Genomic DNA, 17,088 nt, shown 5'->3' with positions numbered 1-17,088 from the left:
CGGCAGCAGACAGCCGCCTCGAAAGAAAATTTCGAGGAGAAGCCACGAGCGGGAACGTTTTCGGCCTGGTTGGATGTTGACCCTGGTACGACAGCTCGTCGAGCTAGAGAAGAGGCGACGTGACTACTGTTCTGACCCCCGCGAGCCCCCTGACGGCCGCTGATCGCTGCGACCGCTGCGGCGCCCAGGCATACCTGCGCGTCGTCCTGATGAGCGGCGGTGAACTGCTCTTCTGCGCCCACCACGGCCGCAAGTTCGAGCCGGAACTCAAGAAGATCGCCGCTGAAATACAGGACGAGACGGAGCGGCTGACCGCCGTCCCGGCAAACGACGAGGAACGCTGACACTTCGCATCCGACGAGCCAGCGCCGGCCTAGGGCCGGTCATCCGGGCGGCCGCCCCTGCACCACAGGGACGGCCGCCCGTCTCGTACGCGAAAACCCCTCTCCCCGGTCACTCCCGCGCGGTCGCGCCTGCAACGCGCATGAGGTCCGCGACCCTCGGCACGACGTCCGAGATCCGCGTGTAGACCCCCGGGCTGCCTGCCTCGCCGCAGCCGCTCCCCCACGACACGAGCCCGATCAGCCGCCCGCGTGCGACCAGCGGCCCGCCGCTGTCGCCCTGGCAGGCGTCCCGGCCGCCGCTCAGCTCGCCCGCGCACAGCATGGGCCCCGCCAGGTACGTCCCGTCCGCGCTGCCCGGATAGGCCTCCTCGCAGATCCCGTCGGGCAGCACCTTCACCCGGGCCGCCCGCAGTGTGCGCGCATAGTTCCCGGCGCCCGTGGTGTCGCCCCAGCCGAAGACGGAAGCCGTCATCCCGGGCTCGTACGCGGCGTCGTCGGGCCCCGCCATGGGGATCACCGCTGAGGCGGGCAGCGGCCTCGCCAGGGTCAGGACGGCCACGTCACCGGCGTTGGTGAAGCTGTCGTACTCCGCGTTGGTCCACACCCCCTGGACGGCCACCTCACGCCCTCCCGCCGCCCGCAGATCACCGCGCCCCGCGATGATCCGCAGATCGCTCACCTCGTTCAGGGGAACCCCGAGCACTTCTCTGCTCAGGCAGTGGGCCGCCGTGAGCACCGTCCGCGTCCCGACCACGGCCCCGCCGCAGAACTGTCCCGCCCGCGTACCTCCGAACCGGTCACGGCTCGCGAGCGCCACCACCCAGGGGTGCTCGGAGGCCTGCACGGGCCGGCCGCCGATGACCACACCGTCCGCGGCCGCGGGCACGGGTGCGGCCAGAGGCGCCACCACCCCGGCCGCCAGTAGGGCGAGCGCTGCCGACAGTGTTCTGGCGAAGGGACGACGACGCATGCGCTCTCCTCACGCTGAGTTGCAATGACACACTCAGCGTCAGCCACGCGCGCGTGCCCCGCACCCGCGCGTACGGAGCCCCTCACCCGCACGCAGAAGGACCCGGGCTCCTCCTCTCGGAGACCCGGGCCCTTGCCGCGTACGACTGCTGGTACGACCTAGTCGAGGTAGTCGCGCAGCACCTGCGAACGCGACGGGTGGCGCAGCTTCGACATGGTCTTGGACTCGATCTGGCGGATGCGCTCACGCGTCACGCCGTAGACCTTGCCGATCTCGTCGAGGGTCTTCGGCTGACCGTCGGTGAGACCGAACCGCATGGAGACGACGCCCGCCTCACGCTCGGAGAGCGTGTCCAGGACCGAGTGCAGCTGCTCCTGGAGGAGCGTGAAGGAGACCGCGTCGGCCGGGACGACCGCCTCGGAGTCCTCGATGAGGTCACCGAACTCGCTGTCGCCGTCCTCGCCGAGCGGGGTGTGCAGCGAGATGGGCTCGCGGCCGTACTTCTGGACCTCGATGACCTTCTCGGGGGTCATGTCGAGTTCCTTGGCCAGCTCCTCCGGGGTGGGCTCGCGGCCCAGGTCCTGGAGCATCTGGCGCTGCACGCGCGCGAGCTTGTTGATGACCTCGACCATGTGCACCGGGATACGGATGGTGCGGGCCTGGTCGGCCATGGCGCGGGTGATCGCCTGACGGATCCACCAGGTGGCATACGTCGAGAACTTGTAGCCCTTGGTGTAGTCGAACTTCTCGACCGCGCGGATCAGACCGAGGTTGCCCTCCTGGATCAGGTCCAGGAAGAGCATGCCGCGGCCGGTGTAACGCTTGGCCAGGGAGACCACCAGACGGAGGTTGGCCTCCAGGAGGTGGTTCTTGGCGCGGCGGCCGTCCTCGGCGATGATCTCCAGCTCGCGCTTGAGCTTGGGAGCGAGCTTGTCGGCGTTGGCCAGCTTGTCCTCGGCGAACAGACCGGCCTCGATGCGCTTGGCGAGCTCGACCTCCTGCTCGGCGTTGAGCAGCGGGACCTTGCCGATCTGCTTGAGGTAGTCCTTGACCGGGTCGGCGGTGGCGCCGGCGACGGCGACCTGCTGGGCAGGTGCGTCGTCCTCGTCATCGTCGGACAGGACGAAGCCCTTGGCCTCGCCTCCGGTCTCTTCCTCCTCCTCGCCGGGCTTGGCGGCGGCGGGGGTCTCCTCGATCGGCTCGTCGCCGTCGAGCAGCTCCTCGTCCTTCTTGGCCGCGGTCTTCTTGGCCGCGGTCTTCTTCGCCACCGTCTTCTTGGCGGCAGCCTTCTTCGCCACCGTCTTCTTGGCGGCGGCCTTCTTCGCGGGGGCGGCCATGGCGTCCTCGGCGGGAGCCTCGGCGGTGACCGACTCAGGGGCGGCGGTGGCCGTGGCCTTCTTCGCCGTCGCGGTCTTGGCCGCCACGGTCTTGGTAGCGGTGCGCTTGGCCGGACTCTTCGCTGCGACGCTCTTGCGGGGGCGCTTCGGCGACTCCGCGGCACTGACCATCAGCGTCACACCCTCTTCCTCGAGGATCTGGTTGAGGCTGCGCAGAACGTTCTTCCACTGAGTGGCCGGAATCTGGTCAGCTTCGAAGGCCCGACGCACGTCATCGCCGGCGATCTGCCCCTCAGCCTTTCCCCGCTCGATGAGCGCCATCACAGACTCGGACTCGGCGATCTCCGGCGGGAGCGTACGGGATGTGCTGGCCGACACGAACAACCTCTCGGAACGATGGAAACGGCTTCCGGCCCCGTCCACTGTGGAACCGGAGCCGACTACCGACGGCTGGGGATTTGGCCGACGGCACGGGCGGTGCGTCGGAGCTGACACAGCGCCGCGAACGGCGGCTGTATTCCCTCTTCGGCTGTCACCTCTTAGGTCATCGCGCTGCCCCGACGAGCGTTACGCCCAATCTGCGTGGCCCGAGTCACACCCCGTAACCATCGATAACAGCTTCTAAGGGACATAGGCCCTCAGATACGTGTGCCCAATGCGAGGCACGGCACGCCCCAAAACGCGAGTCGCCGGGCCCGGCGCGGGTCCCGGCGACTCCATTGCGCCCCGAACCGACGATTCGATACGTCGGTACGTCTTCGATACGTCGGTACGCAGAGGGCGTACGGACCGCTCTGCGTACCTCTCGGTCTGGCGGCCTGGCGGCTTCTCTGCGGTCCTTCAGTGCTCGCGCGGTGCCGGAACCACGCGCTCCACGTCCGGGTGGACGGTGAGCAGTTGACGCATGGCCGCCTCCGCACCGGCGCCGTCGGCCGCGGCGAGGGCGTCGACGATGCGCGAGTGATGGGCGAGCGACGACTCGTTGGGGCGGTCGCAGCCGGTGACCGGGCCGCCGGAGACCTGGAGGGCGGCCGAGACGATGCCGGAGAGATGCTCGAGCATGCGGTTGCCCGCGACCTGGATGAGCAGCGAGTGGAACTCCGCGTCCGCCCGCGAGAAGGTGATCGAGTCGCCCTGATTGAGGGCGTGGCCCATGATCTCGACCATGTCGGCAAGACGCTGTTGCACGTCCTCGCGGCCGTGTCCGGCGGCGAGGCGGGCCGCGAGCGGCTCGATCGTCCAGCGCAGTTCGCTCAGTTCACGGCGCTGGTCATCTCGCTGCGGCCCGAACGCCCGCCACTCGATGATGTCCGGGTCGAGCAGATTCCAGTCGCTGACCGGACGTACCCGCGTACCGACATTGGGGCGGGCGCTGACCAGGCCCTTCGCCTCGAGGACGCGCAGCGACTCGCGGACGACGGTGCGGGAGACCTCGAATCGCTGGCCGATCTCCTCGGGGACCAGCGGACGGTCGGCGCCCAGGTCGCCGGAGACAATCATCTGGCCGAGCTGCTGGACGAGTTGGCCGTGCAGCCCACGGCCGCGGCTGCCGGCCGCCCGCCGCGGCGCGCGGCCCAGATCGTGCTCCGATCCTTCCCAGGCGGGTGCGCCGACGCGGCCCGCGGGCGGGGTCTCTGCGTAGGAATAGCGGTCGAGTTCGCCCGGTCCTGCGAGGCCGGAGTCGGCGGAGCGGGCGGTGGTCATCATGGTGTGCGCAAGGGTACTCACGGATCCTTTGTCGGCTCAGCGCTCAAGCCCCTTGAGGTCTTTGGTGAAAAGCACACGAAAGGGTGATCGCTCACCCCGCCGCAATTGACGCCTTATCCGACAGAAACGGGCGTTCTCCCAGAAGCCCTCGGGCAGTTGTGCACAGTGCGATGTGCAGGGCCCCCGCATGCGGCACTATCGCGCCCTGCCACGCAGTGATGTGAGCAGGTAGGCGCAGAGCAGCGCAGCCAGGCTCAACAGCAGGGCGCTGCCGACGGGTTGGGCGATCATGCGGACGGCGCCGGCGATGTAACGGTCGCCGCCGATGGGCCACTGCACGAGCGCGAGATCCCGCAACCGTCCGGGCAGACCGGCCGCGGACCGCACCGAAGGCCCTTCAAGCAGCTTCTGCACGACGGGTACGACGACGACCGGCACGGCGACCAGCGCGGCCAACCCTGCTGTGGTGGAACGGAAGACGCCGGCGGCCAGCAGCCCGGCCCAGGAGCAGCCGACGACGAGCGCGAGCCAACCGGCCAGCAGACCAAGCCAGTCGGACGGAAGCCGTGTCACTTCCTCCCCGTACACGACATGCAGAACGGCGCCGTCGCAGAACACGGTGGCGAGGGCGAGCAGCAGCGCCGTGACGGCGCAGACGACGAGCTTCGCCCCGAGCAGGCCCAGCCTGCGAGGCACGGTGCCGCGGTCGGCGGCCAGCGCCGGGTGCCGGAACTCATCGCCGAAAGAGAGAGCGCCGAGCAGCCCCGCACCCATGGCGGCCGGGGCCAGCGGGAGTTCGTACGGCCATGCGGCGAGCAGCCGCGGCAGCGGGGTGTGCCCGGTCCTCGCGACGAGCACGGCGATGACGACGGACACGGCAAGGACGAACAGAGCCGTGAGATAGCCGGTGGCGATACCGGTCGCCCGCCGCACTTCGTACCGCAGAGGCCGCAGCGGGCTTCGCGCGGGACGAACGGTGATCGGGGGCGGGAGCGGGGGGAGTTGGACGCCGGTGCCGGTGCTGGTGCTGGTGTTGGTACCGGCGCCGGCGCCGGCCCTGGGGCCGTCGGCGGCGGGAGCGGCGGTGCTGGCGTTACTGGTGTTGCCTGCATTGCTTGTGGTTCTCGTGGTGCTCATGGCGCTTGTGACTCTTGTGGCGCTGACGGTGTCGTCGGGGGCTGCGCGGTCGGACCGGGCTTCGACCTCCGAGTGGGAGCCACCCTGCTCGGGAGCCGCAGGAGGGCCCGAATCACCGACTTCATCGGCGAGTTGATGGATCAGGACACCGTGCTTGAACGCCGTCTCTCCTACGTCGGCACAGTTGCCGCCGTACACCGACAGTCTGTTGCCGTCCTCGCGTACGACCTCCAGCGAACGCCTGCTGGCCCGCGCCTCCTTGGTGAGCAGCGCTCCCAGACGAGCCGCGTGCGGGGACCGGACGGCCACCCGGGGGCGGAGCCGGGTGCGGGCAAAGACCTCGGCGTCCTGATCGGCGACGACTCTGCCCTGCTCGATGGTGATGACACGATCGGCGGCGCGCGCCGCCTCCTTGGGGTCGCCCGTGGTGAACAGGACGGTGCCGCCCTGGTCGGCGTGGGCGCGCAGCATGCCGTGCAGCCAGGCGCTCTCGCGGGTGGAGAGTCCGTCGGCGGGCGAGTCGAGGACGAGGGTGTGCGGGTCGGCGAGCAGAGCGCAGGCGAGCCCCAGGCGGCGGTCCATGCCCCGCGACAGGGTGCCGAGGCGCTGATCGCGAAGGCTGACGAGGCCGACGACCTCCAGTACTTCATCGGCCCTCGAGACAGGCACGGCGGTGGCCGCGCACAGCATGCGCAGCTGGCCCCGCACGGTGCGCGCCGGGTGCCCCGGCACCTCCCCCAGGAGCACCCCGACCTCACGGGACGGGTGCGCGATACGGCGCAGCGGGCGGCCCCTGAAGTACGTGATGCCACGGCCTGGTTGCAGCTCCAACATCAGTCTCAGCACTACGGAGGTACCGGAATCGGCGGCTCCGAGCAGCGTCGTGACGCGGCCGGCCCGCGCCTCGAAGGACACGTCATCGACGGCGGGCGGCTGGTCCTTGCGGGCGTTGCTGGTCAGTCCGGTTGCCTGGATCATCGCTTCTCTCGCGGAAAGTGGCGACCGCTCGGCGGCCGGGGGCAGTCCGCCGGGTCGGGGACGGACGGACCCCGTGGGTACTGCAGCAAGATAACGCGCTATTTCCGGCTTTTCGGGCATGATGCAGGGCTCGGGTGTGGCCGCCACCCCCACCTCGGCGCCCGTGTGTGGTCCGCTTGGAGCGCCGGGTCAGACTTCCGGGCGCAGCATCGGCGGGTTGAGCAGCGTCGCCCCACCGGCCCGGAACAGTTGTGCGGGGCGCCCACCCTGCCGGGTGGTGGTCCCACCGGTGGGCACGAGGAAGCCCGGCGTACCGGTCACCTTGCGGTGGAAGTTGCGCGGGTCGAGGGCGACGCCCCACACGGCCTCGTACACCCGGCGAAGCTCCCCCACCGTGAATTCCGGCGGACAGAACGCCGTGGCCAGGGAGGAGTACTCGATCTTCGACCGGGCCCGCTCCACACCGTCCGCGAGGATCTGCGCGTGATCGAAGGCGAGCGGGCCCGTCTGCTCGGCGCCCTGCTCGAGGAAGGTCTCGACCGGCGCCCACCGCGCGCTGTTCGCGTCCCCGCCCGCTCGCGGCGCGGGCAGATCGGGTGCCAGCGCGAGATGGGCGACGCTGACCACCCTCATCCGGGGATCACGCTTGGGGTCGCCATAACTCGCGAGCTGCTCGATATGTGCGCCGTTCTCCGAAGCGAACGCCGCGGCGGCCGGATCGTGCACACACAGCCCGGTCTCCTCGAGCAGTTCACGCGCTGCTGCCGCCGCCAGATCCTCGTCCTCCCGCACAAAGCCGCCGGGGAGCGCCCAACGCCCCTGGAACGGTGGCTCACCACGCCGAACCGCCAGCGCACACAGCGCATGACGGCGCACGGTCAGCACGACCAGGTCGACAGTGACAGCAAAGGGCGGGAAAGCCGACGGGTCGTAGGGCGACATGCGGCGATCATAGTCGTCTGCCTGACGATAAGCACTCCCTTCCCGGACACCCATCGAGGACTCTGTTCCACTCGGTGCGCACGGTCGCGGCCGGTACCTCTGAAGCGTGACAGCCGGTGCATCTGAAGCGTGACAGCCGGTGCATCTGACCGGTGACAGCCGATGACTACGACTCATGGCGGCCGGTGCCTCTGATCTGGTGAGCACCGGCAACCTCGCCTCGCGCCACCGCCACCGTGCCCTGCCCTCAGGGCCGGACCCGTCACGCTCCCAACTGGAGCCCGTCCACTGCCTCCTCCACCATGGCCAGACCCAGCCTGCTGACCCGGACCGAGAACGGTGCCCCCGCCACCACCAGGCCCGTGAGCTCCACCTCCCCCAGTGGCGCACCGCGTACCGGGCGCAGTGTCACTGTCCCGGCGGGTGCGTCGGGCCTGATTCCGGCCAGCGCCGTCAGGAGCTGGATCCCCGCGGCCGCCGCGGTGGCCGCCGGCCGGCAGGCGGCCGGGTGCGGCAGCGGTGCGGCGCCTTCGGTGCGTTGCTCCCCCGCGAACATCTCGGGCAGCCGGTAGCCGAAGCCCTCGGCTGCGGACAGCACCCCCTTGAGCAGCGCGCTCGCCTCCTTCTCGTATCCCGCTGCGGCCAGCCCCGTGACGGCGACAGCGGTCTCATGGACCCGCACGGCTCCGCCACGGTGGCCGAACGGGTTGTACCCGGGCTCCTTGGCCGCAAGGCTTCGCAAGCCCCAGCCCGAGTCCATGGCCGGTCCGCCGAACAGCCTTGCCAGCTGCTCGGTCTGCACCTTGTCGAGCAGCCCCTCCGCCAAACTGCCGCCGCCCAGCAGCCCCGTGTCCAGAAGATGCGCCGCCCCTGCCCCCAGCTGCGATACGGGGTGGCCCTGCGCCGTGCGCGCCGCCGCCGGCCGGCCACCGCCGCGGTCGGCCACCCAGAAGTCCGCCCGGAAGGCCGTCCGCAGTTCGCCGGCCCACCGCCGCCAGTCGCTCGCCCCGGCACGCCCGCAGGACTCGAGGAGGTCCGCCCCTAGCAGGGCGGCGCGGTGCGCGTGCGCCTGGGTCTCGCACCGCAGCGGGCCACCGGGATACGGGTCCGGCAAGTACACCTCGTCTCCGACCGCGGCCCGCAGCCAGGCGAGGCACCGCTCGGCGGCGGGCAGCAGCTCCTGGACTTCCGGCTCGGGCAGACCCCAGCGCCTGGCCTCGGCGAGCACGACCGGAAACAGGAGGGTGGCCTCGATGCCCGTGCACCCGGGTGGCAGATGAGGGCCCGCGTCCCGCAACGGCCCCGGGATCATCCCCGACTTCGGCCCCGGACCCGGCAGTTGGGTGCGCGCGAGGGTGCGCAGGGTGCCCGCGGCCAGACGGGTGCCGAGCGGCAGCGCCATTCTGACGGCCGCGAGCGCATCGGCCGGCGCGAGCCCGCAGCGCCAGGGAGCACCGGCCGCCGGATGCACATCGGCAGGGTGTCCGGCATCGCGAAGGAGCAGCGCCTGCAGATCCCCCACACAGGTGCTGAACAGCCGCTGCACCCGTGTGTCGTCGCCCACGGCCCGCGCCGCGGAGAGCGGGTTGCCCGCCCCACGGGCCACCGGCCTGAGCGGTCCGGCACCGTCCTGCCGGATCCGCAGCTCGATGCTGTACGCAGCCCCTGGGGACAGCTCCAAGTCCCATCGCAGCAATCCCGCCGACGCCAGCGCGTCGTCCGCCGGAGGGGACGCCGTCACGACGGCCTGGGCCGCCGCGGTCGACCAGCGCATCCCCGAGTCGTGGACGCTGGCCGGAAGTTCGGGCCCGGGGTTGCCCGAGGCGACCGCCCCCAGCTCCGCGAGGTCGGTGGCCAGAGACACTTCGACGGGCAGCCGCAACGCCCTGCTCGCCGAGCTGCGGAACGTGATCCGTTCCGTGCCGTCGGCACCCCGTGTCCGTTCGACCACCACGGCCGGGTCGGGCCCGCTGTCCGCCGTGGGACGCAGCGTCGCCACGAACCGTGCCCTGTCCGCGGACAACAGCCACGCCTGGACGGCCTGTGGCTCGCGTCCCGCCACCCGCACCTGGCACCGGGACAGCAGTCTGCGGCCCGCGCGGTAGAAACCCTCGAGTCCCCGGCCCGTCAGCTGACCGTGTTCCGAGGAGATCGCGAGGCCCGGCATCGCCACGCAGATGAGAGCGGCGTGGACGGGCGGCAGCTCCGCGGGGCGACGGGGCGCGGGCAGCGGTAGCTCTCCGCTCAACGGCTGCGGTCGAGACCGGGGCGGCGTCGGCCGCAGAGGGGTGGGGCTCCCTCTGCCGGAGGCAGGTGACGGCACGGGAAGAGGCATGCGTTGTCTTCTTCTGCTCTCTGGTCCGCGCCGTCGGCCGGAGCAACGGGCTTCGCGGTGCGGCTCGTTGAGGACTCGTGATCGGGTGCGGCGTGCGGGCTGCGCCACTCAGGTGAACGCGGCGGCGGCGCCCGAGGTCACGGCCGTACCGAACACATCCGGTCTTCTCCCTCGGCTTCTCGGTGTGAGGTGGGGCAGGTGGTACCGATGGGGTGACCGGTGCGGACGGTGCGGGGGCCGGCACCCGCACGCGGGGGCCAGGAGCCGGCATCCGTGTGCGGGGTCCGGGAGCCAGCATCCGTGTGCGGGGTGCGGGGAGCAGAGATGTGCTGAGCGGCGGGTGCCACGTGTGCGGTGCATGCCGTCGTCGCGTGCGCGCTGCTTGCCGGGGAGGCTGTGTTTGCCCTTGCCTTGTGGGCCCCGTGGACTCCGTGGGCCTCATGGGCCTCGTGTGCGGGGAGCGCCGCGAGCGTGCCGGAGGCGGCATGCACAACCCGCCATGCATCGAGAAGCCCGACTGATTGAGGCGCGTGCTCGAGAGAAGCTGGGCGGTCGTGGCTGTCACGGCTTCACTCCCCCCTCTCCCTGTTGGCGTTCCTCGCCCAGGCCCGGCACGTGTCCCTCGTGCCCCGGCCGACGCCTCCGGGACGCGGCCCCACTGTCACGGTGCCGCCTCTGCGCCCGGGCGCCCGGCCCTTCGCTGCCGCTCCGGCCGGACTCCCGCTTGGGGCGCGCTCCGGGGCCGCCGCCGTCCCGCTCAGGGGGCCGGCTCCGGCGCTTGCGACGTCGGCTGTCGGGGCCCGGAGGCCATGGCGGGGTCGCCGGGCGGTGGGTCTTGCACGAACGTGTCCGCGATGCCGCCCCCGGCGCAGCGGGGCCCGGCTCCGCGTCAGGAGTCAACTGCCTGTCCCTGTCCGGCTGAACACGCGCATCGGGCTGAACGCGCGCATCGGGCTGCTCGCCGGTGCCAGGCCGACTGGACGGGCCGAATTGCCTGACGGTGTCCGGACGCGCACCCGGGCCGTCCGTGGCTTCGGGCTCGGCCGCCCTCGTCACGCGTTGCCCGCGTAGGCAGCTGCGCACGGACTCGACGCTCAGGCCCTCATTACAGGCACGATGCAGGAGTTGGGCGAAGGTGTAGTCAGGGTCCAGGCGGAGAGCCATGCCGAAGGCGACCCTGGCCTCAGGCTCGTCTCCGAGCGACCAGGCGACCCAGCCCGCGAGCGTCAGGGGCGCCGTGGCGTACTCCGCGTACGGCCCGGCGCAGCGACGGGCCAGCGCGCGCCAGAGCCGGAGAGCGGCCTTGGCCTCATCCCCTTCCATCCATTCCGCCGCTCGGTCACGGGTCTCTCGGACCTGCAGCCCGAGGATCAGCTCCGCCGCCTCACGGTGCCCGAGCAGCCGGTCGTCCCGCGCATCCGCCTCTCCGTGGCCGCCCCGCGGTGGAGCGGCACGCAGCCGGGCCATGATCCTTTCGGCCGCCTCGAGCGTCTCGTCCGCCACATGCTCACTCTCGGCGGGGCTCGTGAGGATGCGGGGCGTCAGCGCGACCGCCGCCGCGTCGAGCGCACGCCTCAGGCCGAAGGCACTCCGGCCTTCCACGGGGGCGAACCGGGACTCCATCTCCCGCAGGCTGCCGCGCATTTGAATGCCTGCGTACGCCGCGGTCGCCGCCGCGATCGAGGTGCCGCGCAGCGCCAGAGGTGTGCCGTCCACAGGGCAGCAGCGGGCGTCCTGACACACATACGACCAATACCGTCCGTCGGACAGACAGAGCGCCTCTTCCACCGGAAGACCGTGGTCGCCGCAGGCATCGCGCAGCGCCTCGGCGAAGGGGCGCAACCGCTGCATCACCCGCTGCCCGTCCTCGCCCTCGCGGGGATCACGGCACAGGAAGACGAAGACACCATCAGGTCGCCCCTCTCGCTTCTCGCTGCCTGCGGCCAGGCAGAGGACGAGCTGCCGGGCGATGGACGGCCAGTCCTCCTCCTCGTCGGGGATGCCCAGGCGCACGCGTCCACCGAACCTTCGTCGCCCGCCGTGGGCGGCGATGAGCACCACGCTGTCGTCCGGATGGAAGCCCAGCAAGTACGGGAGCGCGTCGGCCAGTTCAGCCGCGCTGCGCAACATGATCGTCTGGTCGCCGGGATGGCCGGCGGCATCGCTGTGATTCGTCATGGCGAGACTGTCCCGCGGATTTCCGCGCTCCGGTTTCCCTGTGGATAACCATGGCCGTGGACACGACAGGAGTTGTCCACAGACCGGCGGACCCATTCGCCGAATGTCGTCGGCATCGGGTTGCATGGACGCATGAGCAACGAAGAACTCCGCACAACGGCCGACGCCGTCCTCGCCCGGCTCGTCGGCGATCAGACCGGCCGCGCCCGGCTGCGCGAGGACCAGTGGCGGGCGATCGAGGCCTTGGTCGCCGACAAGCGCAGGGCCCTCGTCGTACAGCGCACGGGCTGGGGCAAGTCCGCGGTGTACTTCGTCGCGACCGCGCTGCTGCGAGAGCAGGGCGGCGGCCCCACCGTGATCGTCTCCCCGCTGCTCGCCCTCATGCGCAATCAGGTAGAAGCCGCAGCGCGTGCGGGCATCCGCGCGCGCACGATCAACTCTTCCAACACCGAAGAGTGGGAGACCATCCAGGCCGAGGTCGCGGCAGGCGAGGTCGATGTCCTGCTCGTGAGCCCGGAGCGACTGAACAACCCGGACTTCCGTGACGAGGTGCTCCCCAAGCTCGCCGCGGCCACCGGACTGCTCGTGGTCGACGAAGCACACTGCATCTCCGACTGGGGCCACGACTTCCGTCCTGACTACCGCCGGCTGCGCACCATGCTCGCCGACCTGCCCCCCGGCGTCCCGGTCCTCGCGACCACGGCCACGGCCAACGCGCGCGTGACGGCCGATGTCGCCGAACAGCTGGGAACCGGCGGCAGTTCGGACGCACTCGTACTCCGCGGCCCCCTGGACCGCGAGAGCCTCAGCCTGAGCGTGCTCCAACTCCCGGATGCGGCGAGCAGGTTGGCCTGGCTGGGCGAGCACCTGGCCGATCTTCCGGGCTCAGGGATCATCTATACGCTGACCGTCGCCGCCGCCGAAGAGGTCACCGCGTTCCTGCGCCAGTGCGGCCACACCGTCTCCTCGTACACCGGAAAGACCGAGAACGCGGACCGCCAGCAGGCCGAAGAGGATCTCCTGGCCAACCGCGTCAAAGCCCTGGTGGCCACATCCGCCCTCGGTATGGGCTTCGACAAACCCGATCTGGGCTTCGTCGTCCACCTCGGCTCGCCCTCCTCTCCCATCGCCTACTACCAGCAAGTGGGCCGAGCGGGCCGCGGAGTCGACCACGCGGAGGTGCTGCTGCTCCCGGGCAAGGAGGACGAGGCGATCTGGCGGTACTTCGCTTCGGTCGCCTTCCCGCCCGAGGAACTGGTGAGGCGCACCTTGGACGTACTGGCGGGTGCGGGACGCCCCTTGTCCCTCCCCGCCCTGGAGCCGCTGGTGGAACTGCGCAGGACACGCCTGGAGACGATGCTCAAGGTCCTGGACGTGGACGGAGCCGTGCGGCGGGTCAAGGGCGGCTGGATCTCCACCGGCCGGCCATGGACGTACGACACGGAGCGTTACGCCTGGGTCGCCCGACAGCGCGAGGCCGAGCAGCAGGCCATGCGCGACTACGCCGCGACGTCCGGATGCCGAATGGAGTTCCTCCGGAGGCAGTTGGACGACGAGGGCGCCGCACCGTGCGGGCGCTGCGACAACTGCAAGGGACCCCGCTTCGACCCCGAGGTCTCCTCCGCCGCTCTGGATGCGGCGCGCGGTGAGCTGGGCCGGGCCGGCGTCGAAGTGGAACCGCGCAAGATGTGGCCGACCGGCCTCGCCTCCGTGGGCCTTGACCTGAAGGGCAGGATTCCGGCAGGCGAGCAGGCCACGCCGGGCCGGGCGCTGGGACGGCTCTCCGACATCGGCTGGGGCAACCGGCTGCGCCCGATGCTGTCGCCCCAGTCCCCCGACGGCCCTGTTCCGGACGATGTGGCCCGAGCCGTGGTGGACGTACTCGCCGACTGGGCGAAGGGGCCCGGCGGTTGGGCCTCGGGCAGCCCCGAGGCCACGGCCAGGCCTGTCGGTGTGGTCGCGATGCCGTCCAGGTCGAGGCCACAGCTGATCCAGTCACTCGCGGGCCATATCGCCTCCGTAGGCCGTATGCCGCTCCTGGGCTCACTCGAGTACGCGGACGGCACGGCCGATGTCCAGGTGCCACGGTCCAACAGCGCACAGCGGCTGCGCACTTTGGACGGCGCCCTCACAGTCCCGTCCCAACTGGCCGACACGCTGCGGCAGGCGGGCGGCGGGCCTGTGCTGCTCGTCGACGACCTGACGGAGACGGGCTGGACACTCGCGGTCGCCGCGCGCTTGCTCCGCCGGTCCGGCGCCGAGGGGGTGTTGCCACTGGTGCTCGCCATTCAGGGGTGACCGAGGAGTCAGCGAGGACCGGTCAGGGCAGGGATATGGGTGGCGCGCCCATCGATCGCGGTCAGCCGCTTCGATTGCTCGTTGCCTGTGACCGGTACGGCGGCGAGAATCGGAACTGCTCCCCGCAGGGCTCGTCCGTGGTCCGGCAGTGCTGTGCCGCGGTGCGCTCCCCAGTCCGACCCCGCCCGCAGGTGTGGGCGCGTAGCCGAAGGGAGGATCGTGACCTTCGGATTCGCTCCGTCCGAAGCGGCTTCGACGCCAGGGGCGTCGAGTCCCGCTCAGCTATCCGCCGACTCCGCCAACCCATTGGCCCGCATGCTCGAGCCCGCCGAGTGGGCGGCGGCAGGAATTCCCCTGCTACGAGACCCGCGTGAGGTCATCAGCGGTCTGCACTCCCGGCATCGGCCCACACCGGAGACCGCGGTGGTGGCCGTTCTCGACCAAGAGGAGCGGTTGCGCGCGAGTGCGTCGTTCGCCCCCCGAGCCACGGGCGCGGACGGATGGGTCTACCGCAACGCGCTGCTGGCCCAGCTGCGCCGTGTCATCCCCCACGATCTGCGGCGCCGCACACCGGTGCGCACCGCGGTGCTGCTCTACTGCCGTGAGGGCGAAGCACGTTGGACCCAGGAGGACGGGGCCTGGATGTGGGGACTGCGTGACGCCTGCACCCTGCACGGGCTGCGCTGCGGGGCCTACATCACACTGACCCACACTGGCTGGCAGGTGCTCGGTGAAGGCCGCAGCGGCCGTCGCCCACACATCGGTTCATCGACCGGACAGCCCACAGTCGGACAACCCGGGCAGCCGCAGCCTCAGCCGCACCCGCAGCAACGGCTCAACGGCACGCCGTCGGTGCAGTCCCGCCCCGGAGGAGCGTCAGAGCGCCTACGCCGTAGTGCGGCGCGCTGAGCTGAGCCGGTACGCGGGTCATGACCGCAGCGTCATCGGTGCGGGCAGCTCCGGCGAGGCGCCCGGCAGTCGGCAGCCGACCCGCCCCACGACGTGAGCCGGTCGCGACCGCACCACTGCACACCGCCACCGTGAGGAGGCAGAGCACGACACGACACCGCGCGAGCCCATCCGAATCCGAACCCGTACCGCATCCGAGCCGTACCCCATCCGAACCCGTTGTCGCATCCGCATCCGCATCCGGTTTCGGACCTGTAGCGGCATCCGACCCCACCTGGCATCCGATTCCGAACCCACAGGCGCGTCCGACAGTGGCAAGAGCACCGGCGCGCGCCGACGGCACCACCGTCAGCACCGGCCCGACATGCACCAGCGGGCGGCGGGCGCCCGCTGGTGTGTCAGACTCCCGCGCCCAGCGCGGAGTTGATGCGCTGCGGGTCGCCGCACACGATCAGCAGGGCCCCGGCCCTGCCCAGCGCGAGCGGCAGCGCGGTGGCGGCGTCGTCGTCGGAACCGCCGTTGACGGCGACGACCACCACAGGACGGGTGTCGGCGCGGCCCGCGTCGGCAGCGGCGGCGTAGAAGACATCGTCACGCGCGTCGTGCTGAGCCCAGTAGGCGGCCTCACCGAAGGACAGCTCGTGGGCTGCCCAAGGGTGCTGCTCACCCGTCGTGATCACCAGGATCTCGCCGGGCGCGCGACCGGTGTCGAGCAGCAGGTCGACCGCCTCTTCCGCGGCATCGAGCGCACCCTCGGCCGAGGCCGGGATCAGCTGGATCTGCGGAGTGGCGGGCGCCTGAGCAGCAGCGGACGCCTGCGGAGTGGCGGGCGCCTGCGGAGTGGCGGGCGCCTGCGGAGTGGCGGGCGCCTGCGCCGCGGCTGGAGTCGCCGCCGGAGCAGGAGTCACCGCCGGGACAGGCTTCGCGGGCGTAGCGGACGGAGTCGGCTTGGCCGGCGTGCGCTGGGCAGGCGGCGTGGGCCGGGCAGGACCCGGACGTCCCGGTCGCGGCGGAGCCGCGGGGCGGGGGCCGGGTACAGGACGGGGGGTCGGCGCGGTGCGGCCGCTGGACGGCGTCGCGCGGGGACCCTGGGCGCTCTCGTGAATCTGAGGCTCCTCGGGAATGAGAGGCATGAGTGGTTGTCTATCAAACGCCGGTACGCACCGCACCGGCGGGTGGCACATGAGTGCGACCGGCATGGTGTCAGAAATCGAAGCCGAGTTGCCCCTCGATTTCCGGAGTACCGCCGCTGAACACCGGTACGCGGTTCTTCTTGAGGTGCCGCCACCTGGGCAGCGCGTCGAGATAGGACCACGAGAGCCGGTGGTGCGGGGTCGGACCCCGCTCCTCGAGCGCCGCCTTGTGCACCGGCGAGGGATACCCCGCGTTGGCGCCGAAGGCGAAGTCCATGTGTTCGGCGTCCAGTTCGGCCATCATGGCGTCGCGCCGGACCTTGGCGATCACAGAAGCGGCGGCGACCGCGATGCAGGACTGGTCCCCCTTGATGACCGTGCGGACGTGCCAGGGGGCGCCGAGGTAGTCGTGCTTGCCGTCCAGGATGACCGCGTCGGGACGCACCGGCAGGCTCTCGAGCGCGCGCACCGCAGCGAGGCGGAGCGCGGCCGTCATGCCCAGGGTGTCGATCTCTTCAGGCGAGGAGTGCCCGAGCGCGTGGGCGGTGACCCAGCCCGTGAGCAGCTCGGCCAGCTCGCCCCGTCGCTTGACGGTGAGGAGCTTGGAGTCGGTGAGTCCTTCGGGCGGCCGGCGCAGTCCGGTGACCGCCGCGCAGACGGTGACCGGGCCCGCCCAGGCGCCGCGTCCCACTTCATCGACACCGGCGACGACTTTGGCTCCGGTGGTGGCGCGCAGAGAGCGCTCGACGGTGTGGGTGGGTGCTTCGTACGGCATGGCGCCAGACAGATTACGCCGCCCCGGGCACCGCGCGACACCCCG

Annotated in this window: 12 protein-coding genes; 3 read left to right on the top strand and 9 right to left on the bottom strand. The window is 71.2% G+C overall.

Features of this window, described 5'->3' with window-relative positions:
• The first annotated feature begins 119 nt into the window (after positions 1-119).
• Positions 120-344: a DUF7455 domain-containing protein gene (locus tag ACFQVC_RS00485; protein WP_381825163.1), complete on the top strand. Its 225-nt coding sequence runs from the start codon at positions 120-122 to the stop codon at positions 342-344.
• Between the two features lie 109 nt (positions 345-453).
• Here the strand turns inward: ACFQVC_RS00485 and ACFQVC_RS00480 are convergent, their stop codons facing one another.
• The 7 genes from ACFQVC_RS00480 to ACFQVC_RS00450 form a co-directional block, all read right to left on the bottom strand.
• A complete protein-coding gene (locus ACFQVC_RS00480) occupies positions 454-1,314 on the bottom strand; it encodes a S1 family peptidase (protein ID WP_381825161.1) in 861 nt (286 codons plus the stop codon).
• A gap of 158 nt (positions 1,315-1,472) precedes the next feature.
• Complete coding sequence (locus tag ACFQVC_RS00475) at positions 1,473-3,029, bottom strand: RNA polymerase sigma factor (RefSeq protein ID WP_381825159.1); 1,557 nt, start codon at positions 3,027-3,029, stop codon at positions 1,473-1,475.
• Between the two features lie 462 nt (positions 3,030-3,491).
• Entirely contained in the window at positions 3,492-4,379 is an 888-nt protein-coding gene (locus ACFQVC_RS00470; protein WP_381825157.1) for a FadR/GntR family transcriptional regulator, read from the bottom strand.
• A 174-nt stretch (positions 4,380-4,553) separates the two neighbouring features.
• Positions 4,554-6,473: an ATP-binding cassette domain-containing protein gene (locus ACFQVC_RS00465; RefSeq protein ID WP_381825155.1), complete on the bottom strand. Its 1,920-nt coding sequence runs from the start codon at positions 6,471-6,473 to the stop codon at positions 4,554-4,556.
• Positions 6,474-6,662: 189 nt separating this feature from the next.
• Positions 6,663-7,415 carry an NUDIX hydrolase gene (locus tag ACFQVC_RS00460; RefSeq protein ID WP_381825153.1) on the bottom strand — a complete coding sequence of 251 codons (753 nt, stop codon included), beginning with the start codon at positions 7,413-7,415 and terminating at the stop codon, positions 6,663-6,665.
• A gap of 262 nt (positions 7,416-7,677) precedes the next feature.
• The gene (locus ACFQVC_RS00455) at positions 7,678-9,582 is read right to left on the bottom strand and encodes a glycogen debranching N-terminal domain-containing protein (protein ID WP_381827012.1); all 1,905 of its coding nucleotides are present in this window, start codon (positions 9,580-9,582) and stop codon (positions 7,678-7,680) included.
• 729 nt (positions 9,583-10,311) lie between these two features.
• Entirely contained in the window at positions 10,312-11,928 is a 1,617-nt protein-coding gene (locus tag ACFQVC_RS00450) for a DUF4192 domain-containing protein (RefSeq protein ID WP_381825151.1), read from the bottom strand.
• A gap of 132 nt (positions 11,929-12,060) precedes the next feature.
• On the opposite strand from ACFQVC_RS00450, the gene ACFQVC_RS00445 reads away from it, so the two are divergent.
• Positions 12,061-14,226: a RecQ family ATP-dependent DNA helicase gene (locus ACFQVC_RS00445; protein WP_381825149.1), complete on the top strand. Its 2,166-nt coding sequence runs from the start codon at positions 12,061-12,063 to the stop codon at positions 14,224-14,226.
• A 219-nt stretch (positions 14,227-14,445) separates the two neighbouring features.
• Positions 14,446-15,135 carry a hypothetical protein gene (locus ACFQVC_RS00440; RefSeq protein WP_381825147.1) on the top strand — a complete coding sequence of 230 codons (690 nt, stop codon included), beginning with the start codon at positions 14,446-14,448 and terminating at the stop codon, positions 15,133-15,135.
• 398 nt (positions 15,136-15,533) lie between these two features.
• On the opposite strand, the gene ACFQVC_RS00435 is transcribed toward ACFQVC_RS00440, so the two are convergent.
• Together ACFQVC_RS00435 and ACFQVC_RS00430 are read right to left on the bottom strand one after the other, a co-directional pair.
• Complete coding sequence (locus ACFQVC_RS00435) at positions 15,534-16,268, bottom strand: hypothetical protein (protein ID WP_381825146.1); 735 nt, start codon at positions 16,266-16,268, stop codon at positions 15,534-15,536.
• A 70-nt stretch (positions 16,269-16,338) separates the two neighbouring features.
• Complete coding sequence (locus ACFQVC_RS00430) at positions 16,339-17,043, bottom strand: ribonuclease HII (RefSeq protein ID WP_381825144.1); 705 nt, start codon at positions 17,041-17,043, stop codon at positions 16,339-16,341.
• Between the last annotated feature and the right edge of the window lie 45 nt (positions 17,044-17,088).

The sequence above is a fragment of the Streptomyces monticola genome (assembly GCF_042665355.1).
Taxonomy (GTDB): domain Bacteria; phylum Actinomycetota; class Actinomycetes; order Streptomycetales; family Streptomycetaceae; genus Streptomyces; species Streptomyces monticola.
The sequence above is the reverse complement of the archived record's forward strand: the minus strand, read 5'-3'. Positions and strand labels throughout refer to the sequence as shown.